Below are 19,694 nucleotides of genomic sequence, written 5' to 3'. Positions count from 1 at the left end.
GAATCATCGCTACGACACCTTTTCACCACAGGGGTGCCGCTTTCGACCTCGGCCCGTCACCCTTGAGCCAGGAGAGCCCGAATGACCCATCGCCGCGCGGCAGCCGCGGATCGGACCCCCGTCGACGACCCCGCCACGCCGGGAAGAGCACCGGCACTCACCACTCCCGGCCCGGCGGCGGGCCGGCCGACCGAACGGGCCGCGACGGCGGCCACCCCATGCCCGCAGAACCCGACGACCCCGCAGACCCCGCAGACCCCGACGACCGCGGAGACGCGTGAGGTGCGTGAGGCGCGTGAGACCAGGGAGGTCAGGGAGACCAGGGAGCTCAGGGAGACCGGGGAGGTGGTGACGCCCGCGCTGGACACCGTACTCGCCGACGAGAGCGCGCACTGGCGGTCGGTACTGGAACTGGCGGGCAGCCGGCTGGACTCCCTGGTGAAGCTGCAGGCGCGGTTGGCGCCGCCGCAGGGCACGGCTGCGGACCTGGTGGTCGACCGGTCCGCGCTGGCGGCGCTGCTGGGCTCGCTGGCGGCCGGCTGCCGGTCGGAGGTCCGCTGGATGCGGTGCGCGCCGGACGGCACGTCGAGCCTCGAACCGTTCCTGGGCGGCCAGGTCGCCGGGCTGGCCGCCCACGTCTCCGTGCGGGCTCTGCTGGACTCCGACCACGGCGCGGCCAAGGCGGCGCGGTTACTGGCCACCCGGCCGGACCGCGGCCGGACGGCCGTGCGCACCAGCCCCGACCTGCCCCAGGAGGTGCTCCTGGTGGACGAGGCGGTCGTCCTCGTCCCCCGGCCCCCGGGGGGCCTCGACGGGCTCTGCATCGCCGTTTTCCGCGAACCGGCGGCGATCGGCCTGGCCCGTGACCTCTTCGAGACCTCCTGGTCGGCCGCGGCGCCGCCGCCGACCGCCGACCGGGGCCCGGAGCCCGCCGCGGACACCGCGAGCATCGCCGACGACCCGCTCAAACTGCAGATCCTGCAACTCCTCGCCGAGGGCGCCAAGGACGAGGCGATCTGCCGCCGCACCGGCATCTCGCTGCGCACCTGCCGCCGCCACGTGGCGGCCATCCTCCACGCGCTCAACGCCGCCAGCCGGTTCCAGGCGGGCGTCAACGCGGTGGCGATCGGCCTCGTCTCACTCCCGGCGCAGCGCTGAACCGGCCCCTGACCGGCCAGGTCCGCGGCCTCCCCCGGGCACCTGGGGGCCGGTGAGGGACCTCCCGCGGAGGCCTTTTTCGGACGCACCGGAAAGTTCGAGCCGCCAGGTGGGGTCCACGGCCGTCGGATCCGGCGCATACTGGACCTGATGACAAAACCACCAGCAGTCCGGCGACCCCTGCCCACCAGCCCCTTCAAAGCCCCGGTCGAAGCGCCTCGCAAGCGTTTCGCCGTAGGCGACCGGGTCACCCACGACATGTACGGCCTCGGTCGGGCCATCAGTGTCGAGGGCGACGGCGACATCGCGGTACTCGTGGACTTCGGTTCACGGCAGGAGCGGATCACCCAGCCGTACGACATGATGTTCAAACTCTGACCACGCCGTGGTGCCCTGGAACACCCGGCGTCTCGACTCCGAGGCGACGGGTGGCCCTGCGCGTAACTCCGGCGGCGACCCACCGACAGCCCCGTCCGAACCATGGGTGGGGCTGTCGGCACGTCCCGGGCCGTCCTGGGGCCCTTCCAGGGCCTCCTGGGGGGGCTTCCTGCGGTCGCTGGGGGCTTCCGGGGCGGTCGCCGGTGGTCCGGACCGCCTGTGCGGGGCGCCGGGCGGTGTCACGCGCTCCCGGTGACGGTGAGGAAGTCGAGCAGGATCCGGCGGCTGGTCTGGGACGTGAGACTGCCGTAGGCGTCGTCGAAGGCGTGCTCGGCGAACGGCAGTTCCCGCACCGTCGTGTCGACGCCCCTGGCGCGCAGCGCGTCGCCGAGGGCGCGCACCGTCCCGGGCCGGGCGCTGCGGTCGCGGTCGCCCACGACGAGCAGTGTGCGCGGCAGCCCGCTGCGGACGTCGGCGGTCGGCGAGACCTCGCGGCAGCGCTCCGGGTACTGGCGGGGAGTGCCGCCGGTGAACAGCTCCGCGGCCTCGCGGGTGCCGGCCACGTCCTGCTCCCACATGCGGGTGACGTCGGTGGCCGGGTAGAAGCCGACCCACGGAGGACGGGGGGCGGGGTGCGGGCCCGTCGGCGGCCTTGATGGTGCCGTTCCGGAGGCGGTAGGCGGCGTTCATCGCGAGGGTTCCGCCCGCCGACATGCCGCCCAACGAGATCCGGGAGGCGTCGATGCCGTACTGCTCGGCGTGCTCCTGCACCCAGCCCAGGGCTGAGACGAGGTCCTGCGGGGCCTTGTCCCAGGTGGGGCGTCCGGGCGCGGCCAGGCGGTAGTCGACGGCGACCACGGCCACCCCGTGCTCGGCGAGCCACCGGCCGGTGCCGCGCAGGTCGCTCCTGTCGAAGGTGTGGAAGCCCCCGGCGTGGGCGAGCACGATGGCCGGCGCCTTCCCGCGTCCGCCCGCCGCGGGCAGGTAGAGGTCGGCCCCGAGCGCCTCGCCGTCGCGGACGGCGTAGGTGCCGGTGGTGTCCGGCTCGGCGTCCGGGTAGCCGAGTTGGCCGAAGACCTGGCCGAGGGAGACGTCGGCGCCGGCGTCGCGTGCCGCGGCGATCTCCGCGTTGGACAGGCCCTGGGCCACCTGGGTGAGGACTTCGGTCTCGCGGTCGGTGAGGGCCTCGATCCGAACCCTCGTCGGGCGCTTGGCTCCTGGGCCCACCCGGGAGAACTCCGCGATGAGCCGCCTGGTCAGGTCGGGCGACAGCAGTGCCTCGCCGCGCGCCACCACCTCGACCGCCTCGGCCAGTTGGACGCCGGAGGCGTCCTTGAGCAGGAAGCCCGAGGCGCCGGCCCGCAGCGCCTCGTACACGTACTCGTCGAGGTCGAAGGTGGTCAGGATCAGGACCTTCGCAGACTCCCCCGGGCTCGCGGCGACCCGCCGGGTGGCCTCGATGCCGTCGAGGCCGGGCATCCGGATGTCCATCACGATCACGTCCTACCGGGTGGCTCTCAGGAGCTACGGGGGCTGTCCCCCTCCCCACGCACGGTCAATGATCAGGGCGGGTCAACGCGCCGCACGGCAGGATGGACCCGTGCCGAAGAACCCCCCGGAACCGATGCAGCACCACCTCCGCCGGCGCCTGAACCACCGCGCCCGTGAGCGATGGCCGCAGGTGAACGCCATCACGGTCCGCTTCCACTCCGGATTCGCCTACGTGGCAGCCGAGTTGCCCGGCGAGCAGATCCTCCCGCTGTGCCGTCTGCGCTTCACCGGCGTGCTGCACACCTGGGGCTTCGCCCTCTACCTGGCCGACGGCAACACCTACAAGGACAGCATCCTGCCCAGCGGCCTGCCTGCCGGCTCCGCCGAGGAGGCCCTCGACTGCGCAGGCAACCTCCACCTCGACGCTCTCGCGCCTGCCGGCTCCGGGCCCATCCGTGTGCCCGCGGGACTGGTCGTCCTCGTCGGCCCTCCCGCTTCGGGCAAGACCAGCTTCGTACGGGCACTGATCGAGCGTCGGCAGATCACCAGGGAAACCGTGGTATCCAGCGACGAGATCCGCGCGGAACTCTTCGGCACGTCACCCGCCGACGCGGACTCGGAGGCGGCGGACGGACGGATCTTCGAGGAACGCGACCGTAGAATCGCCGCCAGGCTCGCGACCGGGCACAGCGCAGTCGCCGAGTCCACGAACGTCACCCCGCAGGCGCGCGCACGACTCATCGCCATCGCCAGGCGCTACAACGCCCCGGTGACCATGCTGCGATTCAACCCGGACGTCACCGACCTCCTCCAACAACACGCGGAGCGAGGCCGCACCGACACCACCGCCACGGACGTCCGCGCCTACGCCGCGACCATGGCCCGACACGCCACCGCCGACCACCTGCGCTCCGAGGGCGCAACCGCCGTCCACGACGTCCCCGGACGCCGCCAGGCAACCACGCCCGCCGAAGCCGCCGCGCACTTCTCATTCGTCTGACACAACCGACGTGTCCGGACCCGTCCTCCGGCGCCCCTCCCCGAACTTGCGCGGGGCAGCACCAGGGCGTGTCTCGGTAACCGTCAAGAGCCGTGGGCCGGGCCTTGGCGGCAGCCGCCTCGCCGACACCGGTGATCGCCTGTTCGTCCTCGGTACCGGCGCGGTTCCGGTGGCGACGTTCCTTGTCCTCGGCCTACGTGCGGGGCCTGTCCGCGGCGTCGGTCTCGGCCTCGATCCGGGCGCGTTCTAGCGATAGAAAGTCCGGCCGGCGGTGCCGGATGAGACCGACCAGACCTCGACGATCGACCCGCCGGAGACCCTGAGGATGTCGATTCCGCTCCTGGCGACCTCCCCACCGTCCTCGGTGACGTAGCTCGCGAGGTAGGGGCGGGCGACCAGTCCTGTCGGTGCGCCGTCGGCAGGCATGAGATCGACGACAGCGGTGCCCTCCGCCGCGAAGAGCAGCCCGGTGCGGGACTTGTGCCAGGCAGCGATGATCTCGGCAAGCTGCTGTGGGGTGCGGATCTCGTCGAAGGCGTCGGTGCCCGCCTGTGCATAACGCAGCACGAAGTCGGGCGCCATGATCTCGTTGGCGAGATCGAGGTCACCGTTCCACATGGCCGTCCACTGGTCGAACAGGCCGATACCGAACGCGCGTATGCCGTGGTCGTCCACAACAACCCCCTGAGTTCTGGATCTTCGTAACGCGACGACGCTAGCAAGCACCTCTGACAGTTACCGACCCACGCTCCTGGCTCTGACAGGCAGCGGCCGACCCTGACCAGCCCCGGCCACCGGGGTAGCACGGCCGGGGCCGGTCAGGGTCGGCTCGACCTCGGGTCAGCGCCCGTCGAGGGCCCGGGCGTCGGCGGCGATCAGCCGGGCCCGGTCGGCGGCCACGGTACGGCCGGCCTGGTTGTCCGCCCACTCGGCGAGCGGCTGGTAGCGGCCCTGGCCGAGCATCACGGTCAGCGTGGCGACGGCGTTGCGGTCGGCGCCCGAGCCGAGGATCAGCGCGGCCAGGCCGGTGGGAGTGGCGGCGACGGTGAACTCGGTGGTGGCCCGGTTGCTGCCGCCGGGGCCGGCGGCCTCGGCGAGCAGCGTGTGACCGCCGAGCGCGAGCGCGGCGGTGTCCAGCGCGGTGCCGGCCGAGATCTCCTTGCCGTCCAGGGTCAGCCGAACGGTGTCGGCGCCGGTGGCCTGCACCGCGGCGACCGGCCGCTGGGCACGGTCCAGCACGGCTCCGGCGGCCGGCGAGGTGATCGACAACTTCGGCGCGGCCGGCGGCTGGACTCCGCCGCCCTGGAGCCGGCCGGAGTTCCAACCGGACAGCTCCGCCGGGCGGTTGGTGATGACCGCGTCGACTCCGAGGCCGTCCAGCGCCTTCCAGCGGGCGGCGCTGTCGACCGTCCAGACCATCACCGCCACCCCGGCGGCGTGCAGGTCCCCGACCGCGTTCGGGCGGCCGGCGAGCGCGTCGTCGGACGGGTTGTAGGCGGCCAGGCCCAACTCCCGGGCCAGCGCGACCGGGTCGGCGTCGAGCGAGCTGCGCAGCAGGCCGAGCGGCAGTTCGGGCGCCAACTCGCGGGTGTGGCGGAGCGCGTCGACCTCGAAGCTCTGCACGAACACGCGGTTGGCCATGCCGTGGTCGCGAACCTCCTTGACGATCCGGGCGACCTCCTCGCGGCTGTGCCGACCCTTGATCTCCAGCAGCAGGTTGCCGCCGCGGGTGCGCAGGTCGTCGAGCTGGGCGGCCAGCGTCGGGACGTGCGTGCCGGTGTAGGCCGGGCCGAACCAGGCGCCCGCGTCGAGGGCGTCCAGCTGGGCCGCCGTGAGGTCGCGGATCCGGCCCTTGCCGTTGGTGGTGCGGTCGACGGTGTCGTCGTGCAGGACGTAGGGCACGCCGTCCCTGCTCGGCTGGACGTCGTTCTCGATCCACTCGGCACCGCCGCGGCGGGCGATCTCGTCGGAGACCAGGGTGTTCTCGGGGGCGGCGGAGGAGGCGCCGCGGTGGGCGATGACCGTCAACGGCGAACCGGCCGGGCGGATCCACGCACCCGGGGCGAGCGCGGTGACCAGGACGTCGTCGAAGGAGACCTTCGCCCCGTTGACCACCAGGGCCAGGCCGCCGTCGGCGCTGCGGGCGACCCGGGTGGTGCGCATCGCCTCCTTGCCCTCGAAGATCCAGCGGGCGGTGGTGCCGTGCACCTCGACGGCGATCCGCACGTCGCGGCCGGTGCCGGCGGCCGTCGGGGCGGCGGCGGTGTTGGTGACGGTCCACGCGTTGGCGGTGGTGCGCTGGGCGAACTCCAGCCCGTTGGCCGCCGTGGTGCCCGTGCGCATGGTGGCGATCGACCACGGGGTGGCACCGTTCGCCGGGACGTCCAGGCCGAGCGCCGTCCAGCGGGCGGCGTCCTGGGCGCTCTCGAAGCGGGCGGTGGCCTCGAAGCGGAAGTCCTCCAGGTGGCGGCCGAAGGTGATCCGGCTCTGCTGACCGGAGTTGGCGGAGGTGCCGACCAGGCGTCCGTCCTCCACCTTCCAGTCGCCCTCGACGGGGGTCCAGCCGCCGGGCAGGGCGGCGCCGGAGAAGCCCTCGGAGAGGACGACCTCACCGGGCACGGGGGTGCTCGACGCTGCGGCCTGAGCGGCCTGGGCGGCCTGGGGGGCCTGGGCGGTCGAAGCGGCCGGGGCGACTGCCGCGGCGGCCGGCTCGTCGGCGACCGGCGCCGACACCGCGGCGGGGGCGGTCAGGGCGACGGAGGTGACGCTCAGCGCGGCCGCGAGCACCGTGGCGATCAGCCCGACGTTCACCCGGCGCGGCCGGCGGGCGCCGTCGTCGTGACCGACTTCGCGACCGCCCTCGTGGCCATCGGCGTCGGACTGGGCTGGGCGGAAGGCATGGTGACCGTGTGTCATGCCCAGCACGCTAGGGACACCGATCAAACCGGAGGCCACGACTCCGACAACCGGCCATGACAATTGGACGTGCACCGATCTCCGACCCCTACCGGGCCCGGCGCGGCCCCGCCCTCGACGCCGCCGACCCCGACACGGGGGCGCGACTCGGGGTGCGAAGCGGTCGTTCGTGTGGTGTCCGCCCACCTGACCACCCTCCTGGCAAGATGGCGGCATGGAACGTGTACTTGGAATCGGCGGATACTTCCTGCGCGCCTCCGACCCGGCGGCCCTGAACGCGTGGTACCGCGACTGCCTGGGCCTGGACGCCGACGAGCACGGCCTCTGGCGTCAGGACGCCGGGCCGACGGTGTTCGCGACCTTCGAGTCCGGGACGGACTACTTCGGGTCCCCCGCCCAGCAGACGATGCTCAACTTCCGGGTCCGCGACCTGGCGGCGATGCTCGCGCAGCTGCGCGCCAAGGGCGCGGACGTGGCCGAGGAGACCCAGGACATGGAGGGCGTCGGCCGATTCGGCTGGGTCACCGACCCCGAGGGCAACCGCATCGAACTGTGGCAGCCCGCCTGACCGTTGCCCTCGTCCACACGCGACCGCTGACAGCCCGGCCGACCGTCCCAGCCCCCGCCCCGCCGGGGGGGCCTGCCGTGCCGCGCGACCCGCCCGTCGCCGGTCCGGGCATACGGTAGGGCCGAACAGTCTGGTTCGGGTACGGGAGGACGTCATGCAGACAAGGGCGCTGGGCACCCAGGGACTGGTCGTGTCGGCCCTCGGCTACGGCGCGATGGGCACCGCGGTCGGCTACGGGCCCTCGGACGACACCGAGTCGGTCGCCGCGATCCGGCACGCGCACGAGCTGGGCGTGACCCATTTCGACACCGCCGAGATGTACGGCTGGGGCGAGGGCGAGAAGCTGCTCGGCCGCGCGCTGGCGCCGATCCGCGACGAGGTGACGATCGCGACCAAGTTCGGCCTCACCCCCGGTTTCGGCCGGGACTCACGCCCCGAGCACGTCCGCGAGGTCGTCGAGAACAGCCTGCGGAACCTGGGCCTCGACACGATCGACCTGCTCTACCAGCACGCCCCCGACCCGAACGTGCCCGTCGAGGACGTCGTCGGCGTGATGAAGGAGTTCGTCGACGCGGGCACGGTGAGGTACCTCGGCCTGTCCAACGCCGACCCCGACACCGTCCGCCGGGCCCACGCGGTCCACCCCGTCAGCGCGCTCCAGAACGAGTACTCCCTCTTCGCGCCGCACGACGCCGAACCCCTGTTCCCCGTCCTGGAGGAACTCGGCATCGGCTTCGTCGCCTACTCCCCGCTCGCCCGCGGCTTCCTCAGCGGCGCCGTCAGGCCCCGCGACCACTACGACGCGAACGACTTCCGCCGGCGCATCGCCTGGTGGAACCCGGAGAACTTCGACACCAACACCGCCATCGCCGACGGGCTGGCCGCGCTCGCCGCGAGCAAGGGCGCCACCCTCGCCCAGCTCTCACTCGCGTGGCTGCTGGCGAAGAAGGACTACATCGTCCCCATCCCCGGCTCCCGCAACACCGACCGCGTCACTCGGAACACCGCCGCCGCCGACCTCGACCTGACCCCCGCCGACCTCACCCGCATCGCCGCCATCGCCCCCAACGGCGGCCTCACCGGACCCCGAACCTGACACCACCGCGCCCCCGCACCCCCTCGTCCACCACGGCCTGCCGGCCGGCTACGTAGGTGTTAAGCGAGAGCACATGTTGGTGAGTTCCGGCATCACTCGTCGTCCGGAGAGTGCATGAATGCTGGTGAGAAGTAAGAGCACTCAAAGTGGCGCGGGCCCGAGGCGACCGCGTGCGGGGACAGCACGGCCCGTAGCAGGATGACGGCATGTTGATCCGAAAGGCCGATGCCGCGTAGGCGTCCGAAGGGGCTGCGCGCGAAGCGCTGGCGGCCCAGAAGAGGTGTTGGCCGCGCAGAGACGGGGGTCGGTGAAGGTCTTCATCCAGCCGACTGGGGCTGGCACTTGTTCCCTCACACGAGGGCCCGGGTCCGGCGGCAGCCGGACTTCCGCGACCGGCGCCGTAAGGCCCACCGGGCCGCCTGGCGCACCCTTCCCACGATGCCGGGCCCGGGCGGCGGCAGCGGCACGGGCCGTCAGCCCGCCGGAGGCCAGGGAGCGGGAGGGTACGGGGTGAACGTACCGAGAGCGGAGGCACAGTGTCGTCTTGGAGGGTGTTCTGGGTGAGGTCGAGCTGGCTGCCCTTGCCTGTGTCGACCGGAGGCGCCTGGTCGGAGACCGGCATGCGGGAAGGCGACGCGGTCTTCGTGGGGCCGGGCCACCGAACCGACCCACTCCTGTGCCGGTTCGGGCAGTCCTCCCGGTTCCGCGGCTTCGAGGTAGAGACCCGCCGCAACTACGCGACCGACATCTGCCTGCTCCTGACGTTCCTGTCGGCCCGTGGCCGGCATTGGACGAAGGCGCGGAAGGTGGATCTGGAGGACTTTCGCAGCTGGCGGTTGCTCGCATCGGCGAACCCGGCCCGGGTGGGTCCCGCGAAGTGGAACCGGGAGCTGGCCGCGTTCACGACGCTGTACAGCTGGGCCAAGCGGAAGGGGTACCTGTACGCGAACCCTGTGACGATGCGCCAGGTCAGCGACGTGTACGGCATCGCCCGCGAAGTCCCAGCGCACCTGGTGAAGTCGCCGGTATCCGACATGCACTGACACCGCGGACCTGGACACTCTGGACGGACGTCGGGCTGCGCGGCCGTATGGCGAACGGTGCGCTGGATCCGGCGTGGGCGGGACGCTTGGAGGACCGCAACGCTTCCTTCGTCGCGCTGGTGCTCTCCTCCGGGCTGCGGCGCCAGGAGGCGGGATCGCTGCTGACCTTCGAAGTTCCGGCAGCCCGATTGTCAGGCAGCCGGTACTGCCGCGGGCGCGTCGCCGGAGCGGTGACCCGCTCGAAGGCCTCGCGCACGTTCTACGCCTCGGCCAGATCGGTGCGCGACATCGAGTCGTACGTGGAGTCTTCACGGGCCTGGGCGGTGCGCAAGGCACAGGAGAAGGGCCGCTACGAGCAGATCGTCGGCATGCGGATGGTCACCGAGGTCACCCAGGGATCCGGACGCAAGGTCCGCTGGACGGAGCGCACGGGCCGGACGTTCGAACAGGGGCTGGACACCTTGACCTGGCGGGATCGGATGCTGCTGTTCACCGAGGGCATCGACGGCCCTGAGCCGCTGTGGCTGTGGCTGAACGAGGCCGGCCTGCCGTTCCACCCGCACTCCTGGGAGGCCGTGTTCCGCACCGCCAACCAGCGATGCCGCAGCGCGTTGGAGCCGCACGCTGACCGGCGGCTGGACCCGCACCGGATCTACTCGCCCTACGCCACAGTGCACAGCGCCCGGCACAGCATGGCCTTGATCATGCTGGTGGTGCTGAAGTCTCTGCTGGACCGCCGCTTCGGCCTGACGCAGGGCGAGCGGCGCGACTTCGCCCTGCTCTACGGCGACCCGTGGCACCTGGTACAGGGTCTGCTCGGCCACGCCACCCGGCAGGTCACGATCGACATCTACCTCGCGCCGGTGCGCAACCTGCGGCTGGAGTCGCTGCTGGCCCAGACCGACGTCCTGCCGACCGGTCCGCTGCCGGACCTGGACACGCTGTTCGCCCAGGTGGCCCGGGAGACGGACGGGATCCAGGACATCGACAGCCGGCTGACCGCCCGAAGCATGGACGCGGCCTGGTGAACACGGACAGCCTCAGCGGCACACCCGCGCCAGGCCCGGGCCGCAGAGCCGCACTGCCGCCGGCCGACTTCACCGCCCCGCCCACCCGGGACCCGCTCGACGGGCTGCTGGTGCACCATCGTGACCGCGACGGCCACGAGCGCGTCTTCGACTTCTCCACCCTGCCGGGCGCCGAGCCGCTGCGGCGCTCGCTCGCAGCCCTCTTCGCCACCCGCTCCGCGCGCTGGGGATCCCTGGGCGCCGCCGACGGCATGTTCCGCTACTTGAAGGCCTTCACCACCTTCGCCGACCAGCGCGCCCACCCACCCCGCGACCTCCACCAGGTCAACACCGCGCTGGTGAAGGCCGGGTGGCAGCAGCAAAAGCACACCTGGGGTGGACGGGACGCGTTCCAGGCGGTGGCCTCGCTGCTGCGCGAGGACGAGCGGCTGCAGTCTGGACCGGTTCTGGAGGAGCTGGCCCGCCGGGTGCCACAGCTGCCCGCGGTGAGGGAGTCGTACGCCCCCGGGGAGTTCGAGCGGATCCGCATCGAGGCGCGGAGGGCGTTTCGGGTCGCGCTGCTGCGGATCGAGGAAAACGCCGACCACCTCGACCGGTGGCGCGCCGGTGTCTTCGAGCCCGACAGCGAGCAGTGGGCGCTGGGCGAGGCGCTGGAGGTGCTCACCCGCAGCGGTGACGTGCCACGCACTGCCGGCGGGCACCGCCAGCACCGCTACCTGAGGGCGCTGGCGGAAGCGCGCAGGTGACGTGGAAGCGGCTCTACCTCGACCGGATGGAGGCCACCGCGCTCGGAGTGCTGTTGATGTGCGAGTTCGGCTGGAACCTGTCGGTGATCAGCGCGATGCCCGCCCCCAAGGCCGCACCGGACCCCGGGCCGGACGGCCGCCCGACCTACCGGGTGTCGGTGCGCAAGGTCCGCGGCCACCGCCGGGAGACGGAGAACGCCACCGACGCAAGCGCCGACTCACCGGGCCGCCTCCTCACCCAGGCCCTCGCGGCCACCCGCTTCGCCCGCGCCCTGGCCCACCAGCTCGCCCCGGGCACCGACCGGCTCATGGCCTGGCGCGCCCACGGCGAGCAGGCAATGCGGGAGACCGCCCGGCGTACCGCGCTCGGCCCCATCCGACTCGGCCTGGACCGCAACGACGCGACGCTGTGGGGCAAGACCACCGGTACCGGTTCCCCGTTCAGGCGCGGCCGGCGCACCGTGGTGACCGAGCGCGGCCACGCCCTGCAGCACACCCAAGGCGTCCACGACCGTGTCTACGTGCTCCCGGACCAGCGGGTCCAGCAGCAGGCCCAGCCCGTGATCGCGGCCGCCGCCGACGACGCGCTCCAGCGGGCCCGCAGCACCGTCGCCCTGCTCACCGCCGACGCCGACCCGGGCCACCTGCCGACCGCCACCGCCGACTGCACCGGCACCCGCGCCGCTCCCGTGCCACTGCCCGGCGGGGGCTGCGGCGCCTCGTTCCTGCTCTGCCTGGCCTGCGAGAACGCCCGCATCCACCCCGGCCACCACCCCCGCCTGGCGCACCTTCACCAGGCCCTGACCAACGCCCGCTCGGTCCTGTCCACTCCGCGCTGGGAGCGCGACTGGGCCCAGGCCCGTGCCCGCCTGGAGGACCTGCGGTGCCAGGTCGGCGAGAGGGCCTGGACCGCGGCCCGCCGCCAGGTCACCGATACCGACCGCCGCATCGTCGAGGCCCTGCTCAACGGAGAACTCAACCCGTGACCACACCCCTCCCCAGCTTCGCCGGCACCGGCCGGCTCGCCGCGCCCTCACCCGACACCCCGGTCATCCCCGCACACCTGGTCGTCGAGCGCCACGCCCACCTGGCCAGCCGCTACGCGGACCAGCTCTGGTCGCTGGCCCCGCTCATCGACAACCCCGCCCAGCGCCTGCCCGGCATCGACTGGCGTCGCTGCCCGCCCGCCGTGCGCCCCGAGCTGCGCCTGATCGCCTGGACCATGCTGAACGGGCAGCTACCCAACAGCTTCGTGCGCGAGCGCGGCAACCGGATGCGCGCCCGCCTGGCTCCGACCACCGCCCGGGACACCGTGTGGGAGTGGATGCGCCTGGCGCGCTGGATGGAGCAGCAAGGCCACCGCACCCTGGCCGGCGCGGACCGCGCCGTACTGCACGCCTATGGGCTGCACGTACGCGGCTCGGGCAGGGACAGGCACAGCGTGCGGAACATCCTGCTGACGATCACCCGGCTGTGGGCGTTCGACCAACTCGCCCCGGCCCGCGCGGGGATCGCCCTGCCACCGTGGGACGAGGACGGCCTGGACGACTACCTGCCCGCCGCCACCCCCGCCGGCGCGGAGAACAAGCGCGAGCCGCTGGCCGAGCAGACGATGGGCCCGCTGCTGATCTGGGCGGTCCGCCTAGTCGAGGACCTGACCGACGACATCCTTGCCGCCCACACCGAGGCCCGCCGGATCAACGAAGCCGCCCGCACCTGCGCCGCGACGGCGGCAGGACGACGTACCCTCGACACCTACCTCGCCGAGCTAATCGCCTCCGGCCGGCCGCCACCCGGGACAACCGGACCGCCCTGACCTACATCGGCCACCTCACCGGCACCTCCCTCGGCCAGGTCGGGCACGCCAGCGAGCGCCTCGGCCTGCCGGCGCTGGTGGCGGCCAACCCCGGCCCCTGCCCGCTCGACCTGCCGGTCACCGGCCGCATCGCCGGCCGCCCGTGGCGCCGCCACCTGGACCACGCCGAGGCAGAAACCCTCCTGCGGCACCTGGTCGCCGCCGCGTTCGTCGTCTGCAGCTACCTCACCGGCGCCCGCCCGCAGGAGATCCTGGCCCTGCGCTCGGGCTGCTGCCCCGACCCCGAACCCGGCGCCGCCGGACGCCACATCCTGCGCGTGCGCCCCGAAGACCTCACCCCGAGCGAAGACGACGAGGACAGGGCCGGCGAGGACGTGCCGCACCTGCTGATCCGCGGCCGCCATTTCAAGACCGCCACCGACCCCGACACCGGCCTCTACCCGCCCGCAGGCGCCGAGCGACCCGTGCCCTGGGTCGCCATCACCCCCGTGGTCAACGCCATCCGGGTCCTCGAACGCCTGGTGGAGCCCGGCGAACTGCTCTTCGCCGCCGCCACCCACAACCGCCGCGGCGGCCGCCGCCGCAGCCAGGCCCTGGCCGTCGGCACCCTCGCCGAGCGGATCGACGCATTCGCCGCCTGGGCCAACACCGAGGCCCGCACCCACCACCTGCCCGGCGAGACGATCCCTCCCGACCCCCATGGCGCGATCGGCACCGCCCGCTTCCGCCGCACCCTCGCCTGGCACATCGCCCGCCGCCCCGGCGGCCTGGTCGCCCTCGCCATCCAATACGGCCACCTGCGCACCGCCCTCGACACCGACACCGCCGGCCGCTACGGCACCCGCTCCCGCGGCGGCATCCACACCCTGATCGACATCGAGAGCGCCCTCGCCACCGCCGACACCGCAGCCGACCTCCACGAGCGCCTGCAGGCCGGCGAAGCCATCTCCGGACCGGCCGCCCGCCAGGCCATCCTCGCCGCCGCCCACGGCCCCGCCTTCCACGGTGCCCTGGTCGGCCTCGACTTCACCCGCAAGCACGCCGCCGCCCGCCGCCACCTCGCCCGCGACGGCACCGTCCTGTACGACAACCCCCACGCCCTGCTGCTCTGCCTCTACAAGAGCGATCGCGCCCTGTGCACGAAGGAGGGCCAGCACGGCGCCCCCAGCCTCGACCAATGCGTCCCCGGCTGCCCCAACACCGTCCGCACCGACCAGCACGCCACCCGCCTACGCGAACGCGCCGACCAACTCGACACCGAGGCCTCCCATACTCCCGGCCCGCTCGGTGACCGCTGGCATGCCACCGCCACCCGCCTACGCGAACGCGCCGACGAACACGACCGCACCCGCTTCACCCACCAGGAGCCCAGCCGATGACTCCCGCCGCGGACGAGCGCGACCGCATCCGCGCCGCCATGGACCGCGTCCTGGCCGGCACCTGCGAACGGTCCAACGGCGCTCTCACCGTCGTTGCGCTCGCCATCGAAGCCGACGTGCCCAGAAACGCCCTCACCCAGCGGCACATCGACCTGAAGAACGAGTTCTACGCACACGTCACAGCCCGTGGGGGCACCCCGGAAGTCGAGACCCGTCTCCGCAAGAAGATCGTCGACCTCAAGACGACCATCGCTAACAAGAACGACGAAATCGCCACCCTCAGAGCCGACGTCCAGGGCTTCCTCGCCGAGAACACCCGGCTCACCCTGGAGAACCAGGAACTCCGGGACATCCTCAGTGGCCACACCACCAACGTCACGCCGCTTCGACCAGCCACCGGCTGATGACCGGCCCCGTCGTCGACCGGACGCCGTCCGCGGGATCCCACTCCGTCTCCACGGGGGATGCGGCCGCGAGATGAATGAGCGCGCCCGGCAGGGCCGCGACCGCACCACCGGTCGCGGCCCTGCCGGGCGTGCCGGGTCAGCAGCAGCCCCCGGCGGCCGGAGCCGCCTGCTCCAGGGGCGCGCCGATGCTGATCGCGACCGGGACGGGTGCGACGGCCGGGGCCGCGCAGCAGCCGCCACCCTCACCCTGCTCGGCGGCGGGCTCGTCGAAGAGGCCGGCGCCGCCGCAGACTCCGGTCTCCGGGAGGGTGAGCTCGATGCGGGCGGCGGCCTCGTGGTCGCCGGCGAGGTGCGCTGCGACGGAGCGGACCTGCTCGTAGCCGGTCATCGCGAGGAACGTCGGCACGCGGCCGTAGGACTTCATACCGACCAGGTGGACACCCTCCTCGGGGTGAGAGAGCTCGGCGACGCCGTGCGGGTAGACGGTGCCGCAGGAGTGCTGGTTGGGGTCGATCAGCGGGGCGAGCGCGGCCGGGGCCTGGAGGCGCTCGTCCAGGTGGAGCCGCAGCTCGTCCAGGAAGGACAGATCGGGGCGAAGGCCCGTCAGCACGATGACCTCGTTGAGGTCCTCGGCGCGGTGGCCGTCCTCGGAGACGAGGGCGAGCTTGTCGCCGGCCTGCTCGACGGCGGCGGTGCGGAAGCCAGTAAGGGCGCTGGCGTGACCGTTCTCGACAGCGGCCTTGGCGGCCTGGCCCAGCGCGCCGCGGGCAGGGAGTTGGTCGGCGCTGCCGCCGCCGAAGGTGAAGCAGGTGATCTCGTTCGTCTTCTCTCCGACGTCGAGCTGGGCGAGCACCGCGCTGCCGGTGTGGTCGAGGGCGGCGAGCAGGTGGATCCTCCGGCCGTTCGCACGGGCAGCACCACGCAGGCTCTTGCCGTCCACGGCGATCGCCCGCAGGGCTGTGGCCTGTGCTTTCTTCGGTTGACGGTCGGCGAGCCAGTTGCCCACGGCTCGATCGAGCGCATCGGCGTCGACGCGGACCAGGACCCGGCGGATGGTCGCTTCGCCGGGCACCTTGTGACGCGTGATCAGCGGATCGTGCCGGGCTCCCAGCGCGAGGAGGACATCCTGAGGGGCGTCGGCGGCCCACTCGCTGATCGCCAGCAGCGAGGTCGCGCCGGCTAGGACTGCGGTCGCGGCCAAGGCGAGGATGTGGACGAGAGCGTGCCGGACTCCGCGTGGATCACGCGGGTCGGGGACTTCGGCGAGGCGTTCCAGCAGGCCGGGGAAGTCGTCGAGCCCGACCGACGACTGGTCGCGGAGCTGGTCAAGAGCAGGCGGGATCGGTGATGATGTGGCAGCAGGCACGGTCTTCCAGCGGGATCACGGGGCGTAGAGAACTCCATGATCTTGGAAGGCCGTGCCTGCTTCACATCCGGGCGGCCAGCCCGCCACAGACCGTCACCAACCGGACGATCCGCCACTTTGCCGGAGCCTTGGCCACCGCCAACCGCCCCATCACCCAGGCCGACCTTCAGCCCGGAGACCTCCTCTTCTGGCGCCGAAATAACGGCTGCATCTACCATGTCGCGCTCTACACCACCGACGGCAACATGGTCTCGGCACCGAAGACCGGGGATGTCGTCAAGCACGGCCCGCTCAGCGAGATGCCCACCGCCGACTTTGCAGGCGCCACCCGGCCGTAGCGGCACACGGCTTAGGTTCCAGTTGGATCTGCCAGTTTCCGGTTGAGTTGCCATCAACCAGGTGTCTTTCGTGCGTTCAAAACGGAAGTGTTCTCCATTGAGGTTCACTTCAACGGTGCGGTCATCGATCGGTGTCACCTCTCCTGGAGCATTGCAGGCTTCGTCACGGGTTAACCTTGTTTTCGGATGATTTTGTCGTGATTTGAAGGATCTCCATGGCTGGGGAGAAGCTTTTCGGACCCTCATCCTGGCTCGGAGGTTGGTTTGTGCGTGTCGGCGTGTGGACGATCGTGGGACAGATTCGGCACGCTGCCACACCGGACTGCGACCACCATCGGCACGACGTCCGGACGGTGCACGGAGGGACACGATCCGCAGGGACCCGAGTTCCAGCCCGGGCTGCCGCGTCACCGAGGCTGCAGCGGTTGTTCAGCCAGTGGCGGCAAGCCGAGGTGACGCAGGGGCCTGCGAAGCGGAATCGGGATTCGGGGGGCCGCAGCCCTGGACCGGACGCTTTCTCAACGAAGTGCTGATCGACGGCGATCGGCGGGTAGAGGGCAGCGATCTTCCCGTCGGGACGAACGATACCCAGAAGCAGGTTCCCTGGGCTGCAGGAGCTGCTCGGACAGGTCGCCTGGTGGTCCGAGGCGTCGATCACAACGGCAGCCCCTCGTCCTGCCGTAGCCAGATTCCATCGAGTCCGCCAAGGTCTAGGGGCTCGTCTCCGTGGCCATCCTCGCCGAAGTCAGCCGCCGTGAGCCGTACCTCGTGCAACGGTGGAGCGATGTCGAGGTGGGCGATCTCACTGAGGACTGTTCGGCGCACCGCGCTCGCAATGTCTGTCATGACATGCGAAGGCATGTCACCCTCTACGGTTACTCGCAAACCCTTGACCTTGCTCACGCTGCCAGACCTCCGTCGAGTGCTTCCTCAGCACGGCTCTTCGTTGCCAGTCTCGCCGCGTGACCCCTCCCCGGCGACTCGCGTTGCGCCGTTGGCATCATCAGGCGGGTGGCGGTATGAGCTTCTCCCGCTATCAGTCTGCGTGGCGCAGGGCGGTTGTTACTGCTACCAATGGTGGAACTCGCTAGTTTCACATCATCGCAGAAGGGCTGATTCATGACGGCTAGCAAGAAGAGTGTGCAGCTGCAGGGTAAGGACCTAGAGGAAATTCGGGCGGCCAGGGAAGCTGTATCTCTCGCCCTGCACGACCTCATGCAGTTGGTCATTCCACGGCTCCATGGAACGGAGGTCACGTTTTCGCTGGGAGGGGTCAAGCTCCGATTTACCAGCTCGAATAGGACAGGCACCCAAAACGCCGCGAAGGTTCTCGTTCCGGACGTCACCGTATTTGAAGATGAAAACGAAAATTGCGTCGGAATGTACATCGACCCGCCAGGGATCTGTACAGACCAATGCTGAGCTTGTTCTTTGCCTACCAAGATCGTCCAGGCTTGCCGATGGCAACCATGTTCTCTTAGCTAACTAAGTGAGCGAGGGCAACTGCGAAGTGGTCAATGCGATCGGTGTCTTTGGCAGGCATGGCCGCAGATCTACCAGCCTTCGGGAGAGCGCACAAACTGCTCGTGAACGACAAGCCACTCGGTCGGAACCAACGAAAAGCCGATCGGACAGCCTGCCAAGCCCCGGCTCAGAATCTCCGAGAAATCTGACAGATCGGCCGGACGAAATCACCTGCAACGCCTGCGGGACCCAAGGCCCCCGCAAAGTCGCGGAATGTCTGGTTTGTGATCACGTGAGCCCGAGGAGTGCGAGCGGTCGTTGGGGGTCGCGGGCGTTGCATCGCAGGCCGGCGGCGACGCTGTTGACGCCTGCGAGGCGGAGTGCGCCGATGGCGAGGTTGCGCCAGGTGGCCATTGCTCGGGGCGCGTTGCCGGTGCGGAGCTGGGAGGCATCCTCGGCGAAGGTGACGTCACGGATGTGGTGCAGGGCTTCGATGGACCAGTGGCCTCGGATCAGGGCGGCGAGCTGTGCCGGTGCGGCGCGGTCGGCGGGCAGACTGGTGACCGCGTAGATCGTCTTGATGGTGACCTTCCCGGTCTTGCGGTTCGTTCGGCGGCGTTTGAGCTGGATGGCCTGACGGGCGTGCGGGAACAGCAGGCTGTTCACGGTGGCCACCTTGATGCGGCGGATCTCGCCGCGTCCGTGAGCGACCTCCCGGGTGCGGCCCTGGAGCGGGATCGCACGCCAGGGAAGGGATTTGAGCTGTCTGCGGAGCTTCTTCTGGTTGCCCTTGACGATCAGGATGTAGTGCGCGGCCCGTCCTGTGACCAGGTAGTGGGCGTCCTCGCACTGGGTGTGCAGCGCGTCGCTGGTCACCACGGCACCTGCGAGGCCGGCGACGGTGTCGAGCAGGGGCTGGAAGCAGGTGATCTCGTTCGTCTTCTCTCCGACGTCGAGCTGGGCGAGCACCGCGCTGCCGGTGTGGTCGAGGGCGGCGAGCAGGTGGATCCTCCGGCCGTTCGCACGGGCAGCACCACGCAGGCTCTTGCCGTCCACGGCGATCGCCCGCAGGGCTGTGGCCTGTGCTTTCTTCGGTTGACGGTCGGCGAGCCAGTTGCCCACGGCTCGATCGAGCGCATCGGCGTCGACGCGGACCAGGACCCGGCGGATGGTCGCTTCGCCGGGCACCTTGTGACGCGTGATCAGCGGATCGTGCCGGGCTCCCAGCGCGAGGAGGACATCCTGAGGGGCGTCGGCGGCCCACTCGCTGATCGCCAGCAGCGAGGTCGCGCCGGCTAGGACTGCGGTCGCGGCCAAGGCGAGGATGTGGACGAGAGCGTGCCGGACTCCGCGTGGATCACGCGGGTCGGGGACTTCGGCGAGGCGTTCCAGCAGGCCGGGGAAGTCGTCGAGCCCGACCGACGACTGGTCGCGGAGCTGGTCAAGAGCAGGCGGGATCGGTGATGATGTGGCAGCAGGCACGGTCTTCCAGCGGGATCA

General features: G+C 71.4%; 20 protein-coding genes and 2 pseudogenes. 14 read left to right on the top strand and 8 right to left on the bottom strand.

The window, feature by feature from the left end; all coding sequences use genetic code 11:
* The first annotated feature begins 81 nt into the window (after positions 1-81).
* On the top strand, positions 82-1,158 hold the full coding sequence (locus ACGFZP_RS16550) for a helix-turn-helix domain-containing protein (protein ID WP_392932981.1): 1,077 nt from the start codon (positions 82-84) through the stop codon (positions 1,156-1,158).
* A gap of 150 nt (positions 1,159-1,308) precedes the next feature.
* Entirely contained in the window at positions 1,309-1,536 is a 228-nt protein-coding gene (locus ACGFZP_RS16545; RefSeq protein ID WP_387947559.1) for a hypothetical protein, read from the top strand.
* 239 nt (positions 1,537-1,775) lie between these two features.
* Here the strand turns inward: ACGFZP_RS16545 and ACGFZP_RS16540 are convergent, their stop codons facing one another.
* From ACGFZP_RS16540 to ACGFZP_RS16530, 3 genes and pseudogenes are all read right to left on the bottom strand, one after another.
* Positions 1,776-2,114: an alpha/beta hydrolase gene (locus ACGFZP_RS16540; protein WP_392933524.1), complete on the bottom strand. Its 339-nt coding sequence runs from the start codon at positions 2,112-2,114 to the stop codon at positions 1,776-1,778.
* Between the two features lie 94 nt (positions 2,115-2,208).
* Positions 2,209-2,517, bottom strand: a pseudogene (locus ACGFZP_RS16535) (alpha/beta hydrolase); the annotation flags it as partial.
* Between the two features lie 69 nt (positions 2,518-2,586).
* A pseudogene (locus tag ACGFZP_RS16530) lies at positions 2,587-3,039 on the bottom strand (response regulator); the annotation flags it as partial.
* Positions 3,040-3,136: 97 nt separating this feature from the next.
* Between ACGFZP_RS16530 and ACGFZP_RS16525 the strand changes: the two are divergent.
* Positions 3,137-4,027, top strand: a complete 891-nt coding sequence (locus ACGFZP_RS16525) for an AAA family ATPase (RefSeq protein ID WP_392932978.1) — start codon at positions 3,137-3,139, stop codon at positions 4,025-4,027.
* A gap of 246 nt (positions 4,028-4,273) precedes the next feature.
* Here the strand turns inward: ACGFZP_RS16525 and ACGFZP_RS16520 are convergent, their stop codons facing one another.
* Complete coding sequence (locus tag ACGFZP_RS16520) at positions 4,274-4,702, bottom strand: hypothetical protein (protein WP_392932976.1); 429 nt, start codon at positions 4,700-4,702, stop codon at positions 4,274-4,276.
* A gap of 165 nt (positions 4,703-4,867) precedes the next feature.
* Positions 4,868-6,943 carry a glycerophosphodiester phosphodiesterase gene (locus ACGFZP_RS16515; protein ID WP_392932974.1) on the bottom strand — a complete coding sequence of 692 codons (2,076 nt, stop codon included), beginning with the start codon at positions 6,941-6,943 and terminating at the stop codon, positions 4,868-4,870.
* A 214-nt stretch (positions 6,944-7,157) separates the two neighbouring features.
* Here ACGFZP_RS16515 and ACGFZP_RS16510 point away from each other — a divergent pair, with 214 nt between their 5' ends.
* The 9 genes from ACGFZP_RS16510 (at position 7,158) to ACGFZP_RS16470 (ending at position 15,023) form a co-directional block, all read left to right on the top strand.
* On the top strand, positions 7,158-7,511 hold the full coding sequence (locus ACGFZP_RS16510; RefSeq protein ID WP_392932972.1) for a VOC family protein: 354 nt from the start codon (positions 7,158-7,160) through the stop codon (positions 7,509-7,511).
* Positions 7,512-7,665: 154 nt separating this feature from the next.
* Positions 7,666-8,607, top strand: a complete 942-nt coding sequence (locus ACGFZP_RS16505) for an aldo/keto reductase (protein ID WP_392932969.1) — start codon at positions 7,666-7,668, stop codon at positions 8,605-8,607.
* Positions 8,608-9,227: 620 nt separating this feature from the next.
* Positions 9,228-9,650: a site-specific integrase gene (locus ACGFZP_RS16500; RefSeq protein ID WP_392932966.1), complete on the top strand. Its 423-nt coding sequence runs from the start codon at positions 9,228-9,230 to the stop codon at positions 9,648-9,650.
* A gap of 86 nt (positions 9,651-9,736) precedes the next feature.
* Complete coding sequence (locus ACGFZP_RS16495; RefSeq protein WP_392932963.1) at positions 9,737-10,678, top strand: hypothetical protein; 942 nt, start codon at positions 9,737-9,739, stop codon at positions 10,676-10,678.
* On the top strand, positions 10,675-11,424 hold the full coding sequence (locus ACGFZP_RS16490) for a hypothetical protein (RefSeq protein WP_392932961.1): 750 nt from the start codon (positions 10,675-10,677) through the stop codon (positions 11,422-11,424). Before ACGFZP_RS16495 ends, ACGFZP_RS16490 begins: the two co-directional genes overlap by 4 nt.
* Entirely contained in the window at positions 11,421-12,410 is a 990-nt protein-coding gene (locus ACGFZP_RS16485; RefSeq protein ID WP_392932958.1) for a hypothetical protein, read from the top strand. Before ACGFZP_RS16490 ends, ACGFZP_RS16485 begins: the two co-directional genes overlap by 4 nt.
* Positions 12,407-13,240, top strand: coding sequence for a hypothetical protein (locus ACGFZP_RS16480; protein WP_392932956.1), 834 nt, complete (start codon positions 12,407-12,409; stop codon positions 13,238-13,240). The genes ACGFZP_RS16485 and ACGFZP_RS16480 overlap by 4 nt, the downstream gene beginning before the upstream one ends.
* Before the next feature lie 77 nt (positions 13,241-13,317).
* Positions 13,318-14,619 (top strand): hypothetical protein, encoded by a 1,302-nt coding sequence (locus ACGFZP_RS16475; protein WP_392932953.1) that lies wholly within the window; start codon positions 13,318-13,320, stop codon positions 14,617-14,619.
* Positions 14,616-15,023: a hypothetical protein gene (locus ACGFZP_RS16470; RefSeq protein ID WP_392932952.1), complete on the top strand. Its 408-nt coding sequence runs from the start codon at positions 14,616-14,618 to the stop codon at positions 15,021-15,023. Before ACGFZP_RS16475 ends, ACGFZP_RS16470 begins: the two co-directional genes overlap by 4 nt.
* Before the next feature lie 139 nt (positions 15,024-15,162).
* Here the strand turns inward: ACGFZP_RS16470 and ACGFZP_RS16465 are convergent, their stop codons facing one another.
* Positions 15,163-16,392: a transposase family protein gene (locus tag ACGFZP_RS16465; RefSeq protein WP_392932950.1), complete on the bottom strand. Its 1,230-nt coding sequence runs from the start codon at positions 16,390-16,392 to the stop codon at positions 15,163-15,165.
* Here ACGFZP_RS16465 and ACGFZP_RS16460 point away from each other — a divergent pair.
* The gene (locus tag ACGFZP_RS16460; protein WP_392932947.1) at positions 16,374-16,730 is read left to right on the top strand and encodes a C40 family peptidase; all 357 of its coding nucleotides are present in this window, start codon (positions 16,374-16,376) and stop codon (positions 16,728-16,730) included. The genes ACGFZP_RS16465 and ACGFZP_RS16460 overlap by 19 nt on opposite strands.
* Before the next feature lie 654 nt (positions 16,731-17,384).
* On the opposite strand, the gene ACGFZP_RS16455 is transcribed toward ACGFZP_RS16460, so the two are convergent.
* Both ACGFZP_RS16455 and ACGFZP_RS16450 read right to left on the bottom strand, forming a co-directional pair.
* A complete protein-coding gene (locus ACGFZP_RS16455; RefSeq protein ID WP_392932944.1) occupies positions 17,385-17,633 on the bottom strand; it encodes a hypothetical protein in 249 nt (82 codons plus the stop codon).
* Positions 17,634-18,482: 849 nt separating this feature from the next.
* Positions 18,483-19,586 carry an ISAs1 family transposase gene (locus tag ACGFZP_RS16450; RefSeq protein ID WP_392933492.1) on the bottom strand — a complete coding sequence of 368 codons (1,104 nt, stop codon included), beginning with the start codon at positions 19,584-19,586 and terminating at the stop codon, positions 18,483-18,485.
* On the opposite strand from ACGFZP_RS16450, the gene ACGFZP_RS16445 reads away from it, so the two are divergent.
* Complete coding sequence (locus ACGFZP_RS16445; RefSeq protein WP_392933521.1) at positions 19,521-19,658, top strand: hypothetical protein; 138 nt, start codon at positions 19,521-19,523, stop codon at positions 19,656-19,658. The genes ACGFZP_RS16450 and ACGFZP_RS16445 overlap by 66 nt on opposite strands.
* The last annotated feature ends 36 nt before the right edge of the window (positions 19,659-19,694 follow it).

It is taken from the genome of Kitasatospora sp. NPDC048239 (assembly GCF_043202015.1).
Lineage (GTDB): Bacteria > Actinomycetota > Actinomycetes > Streptomycetales > Streptomycetaceae > Kitasatospora.
The sequence above is the reverse complement of the archived record's forward strand: the minus strand, read 5'-3'. Positions and strand labels throughout refer to the sequence as shown.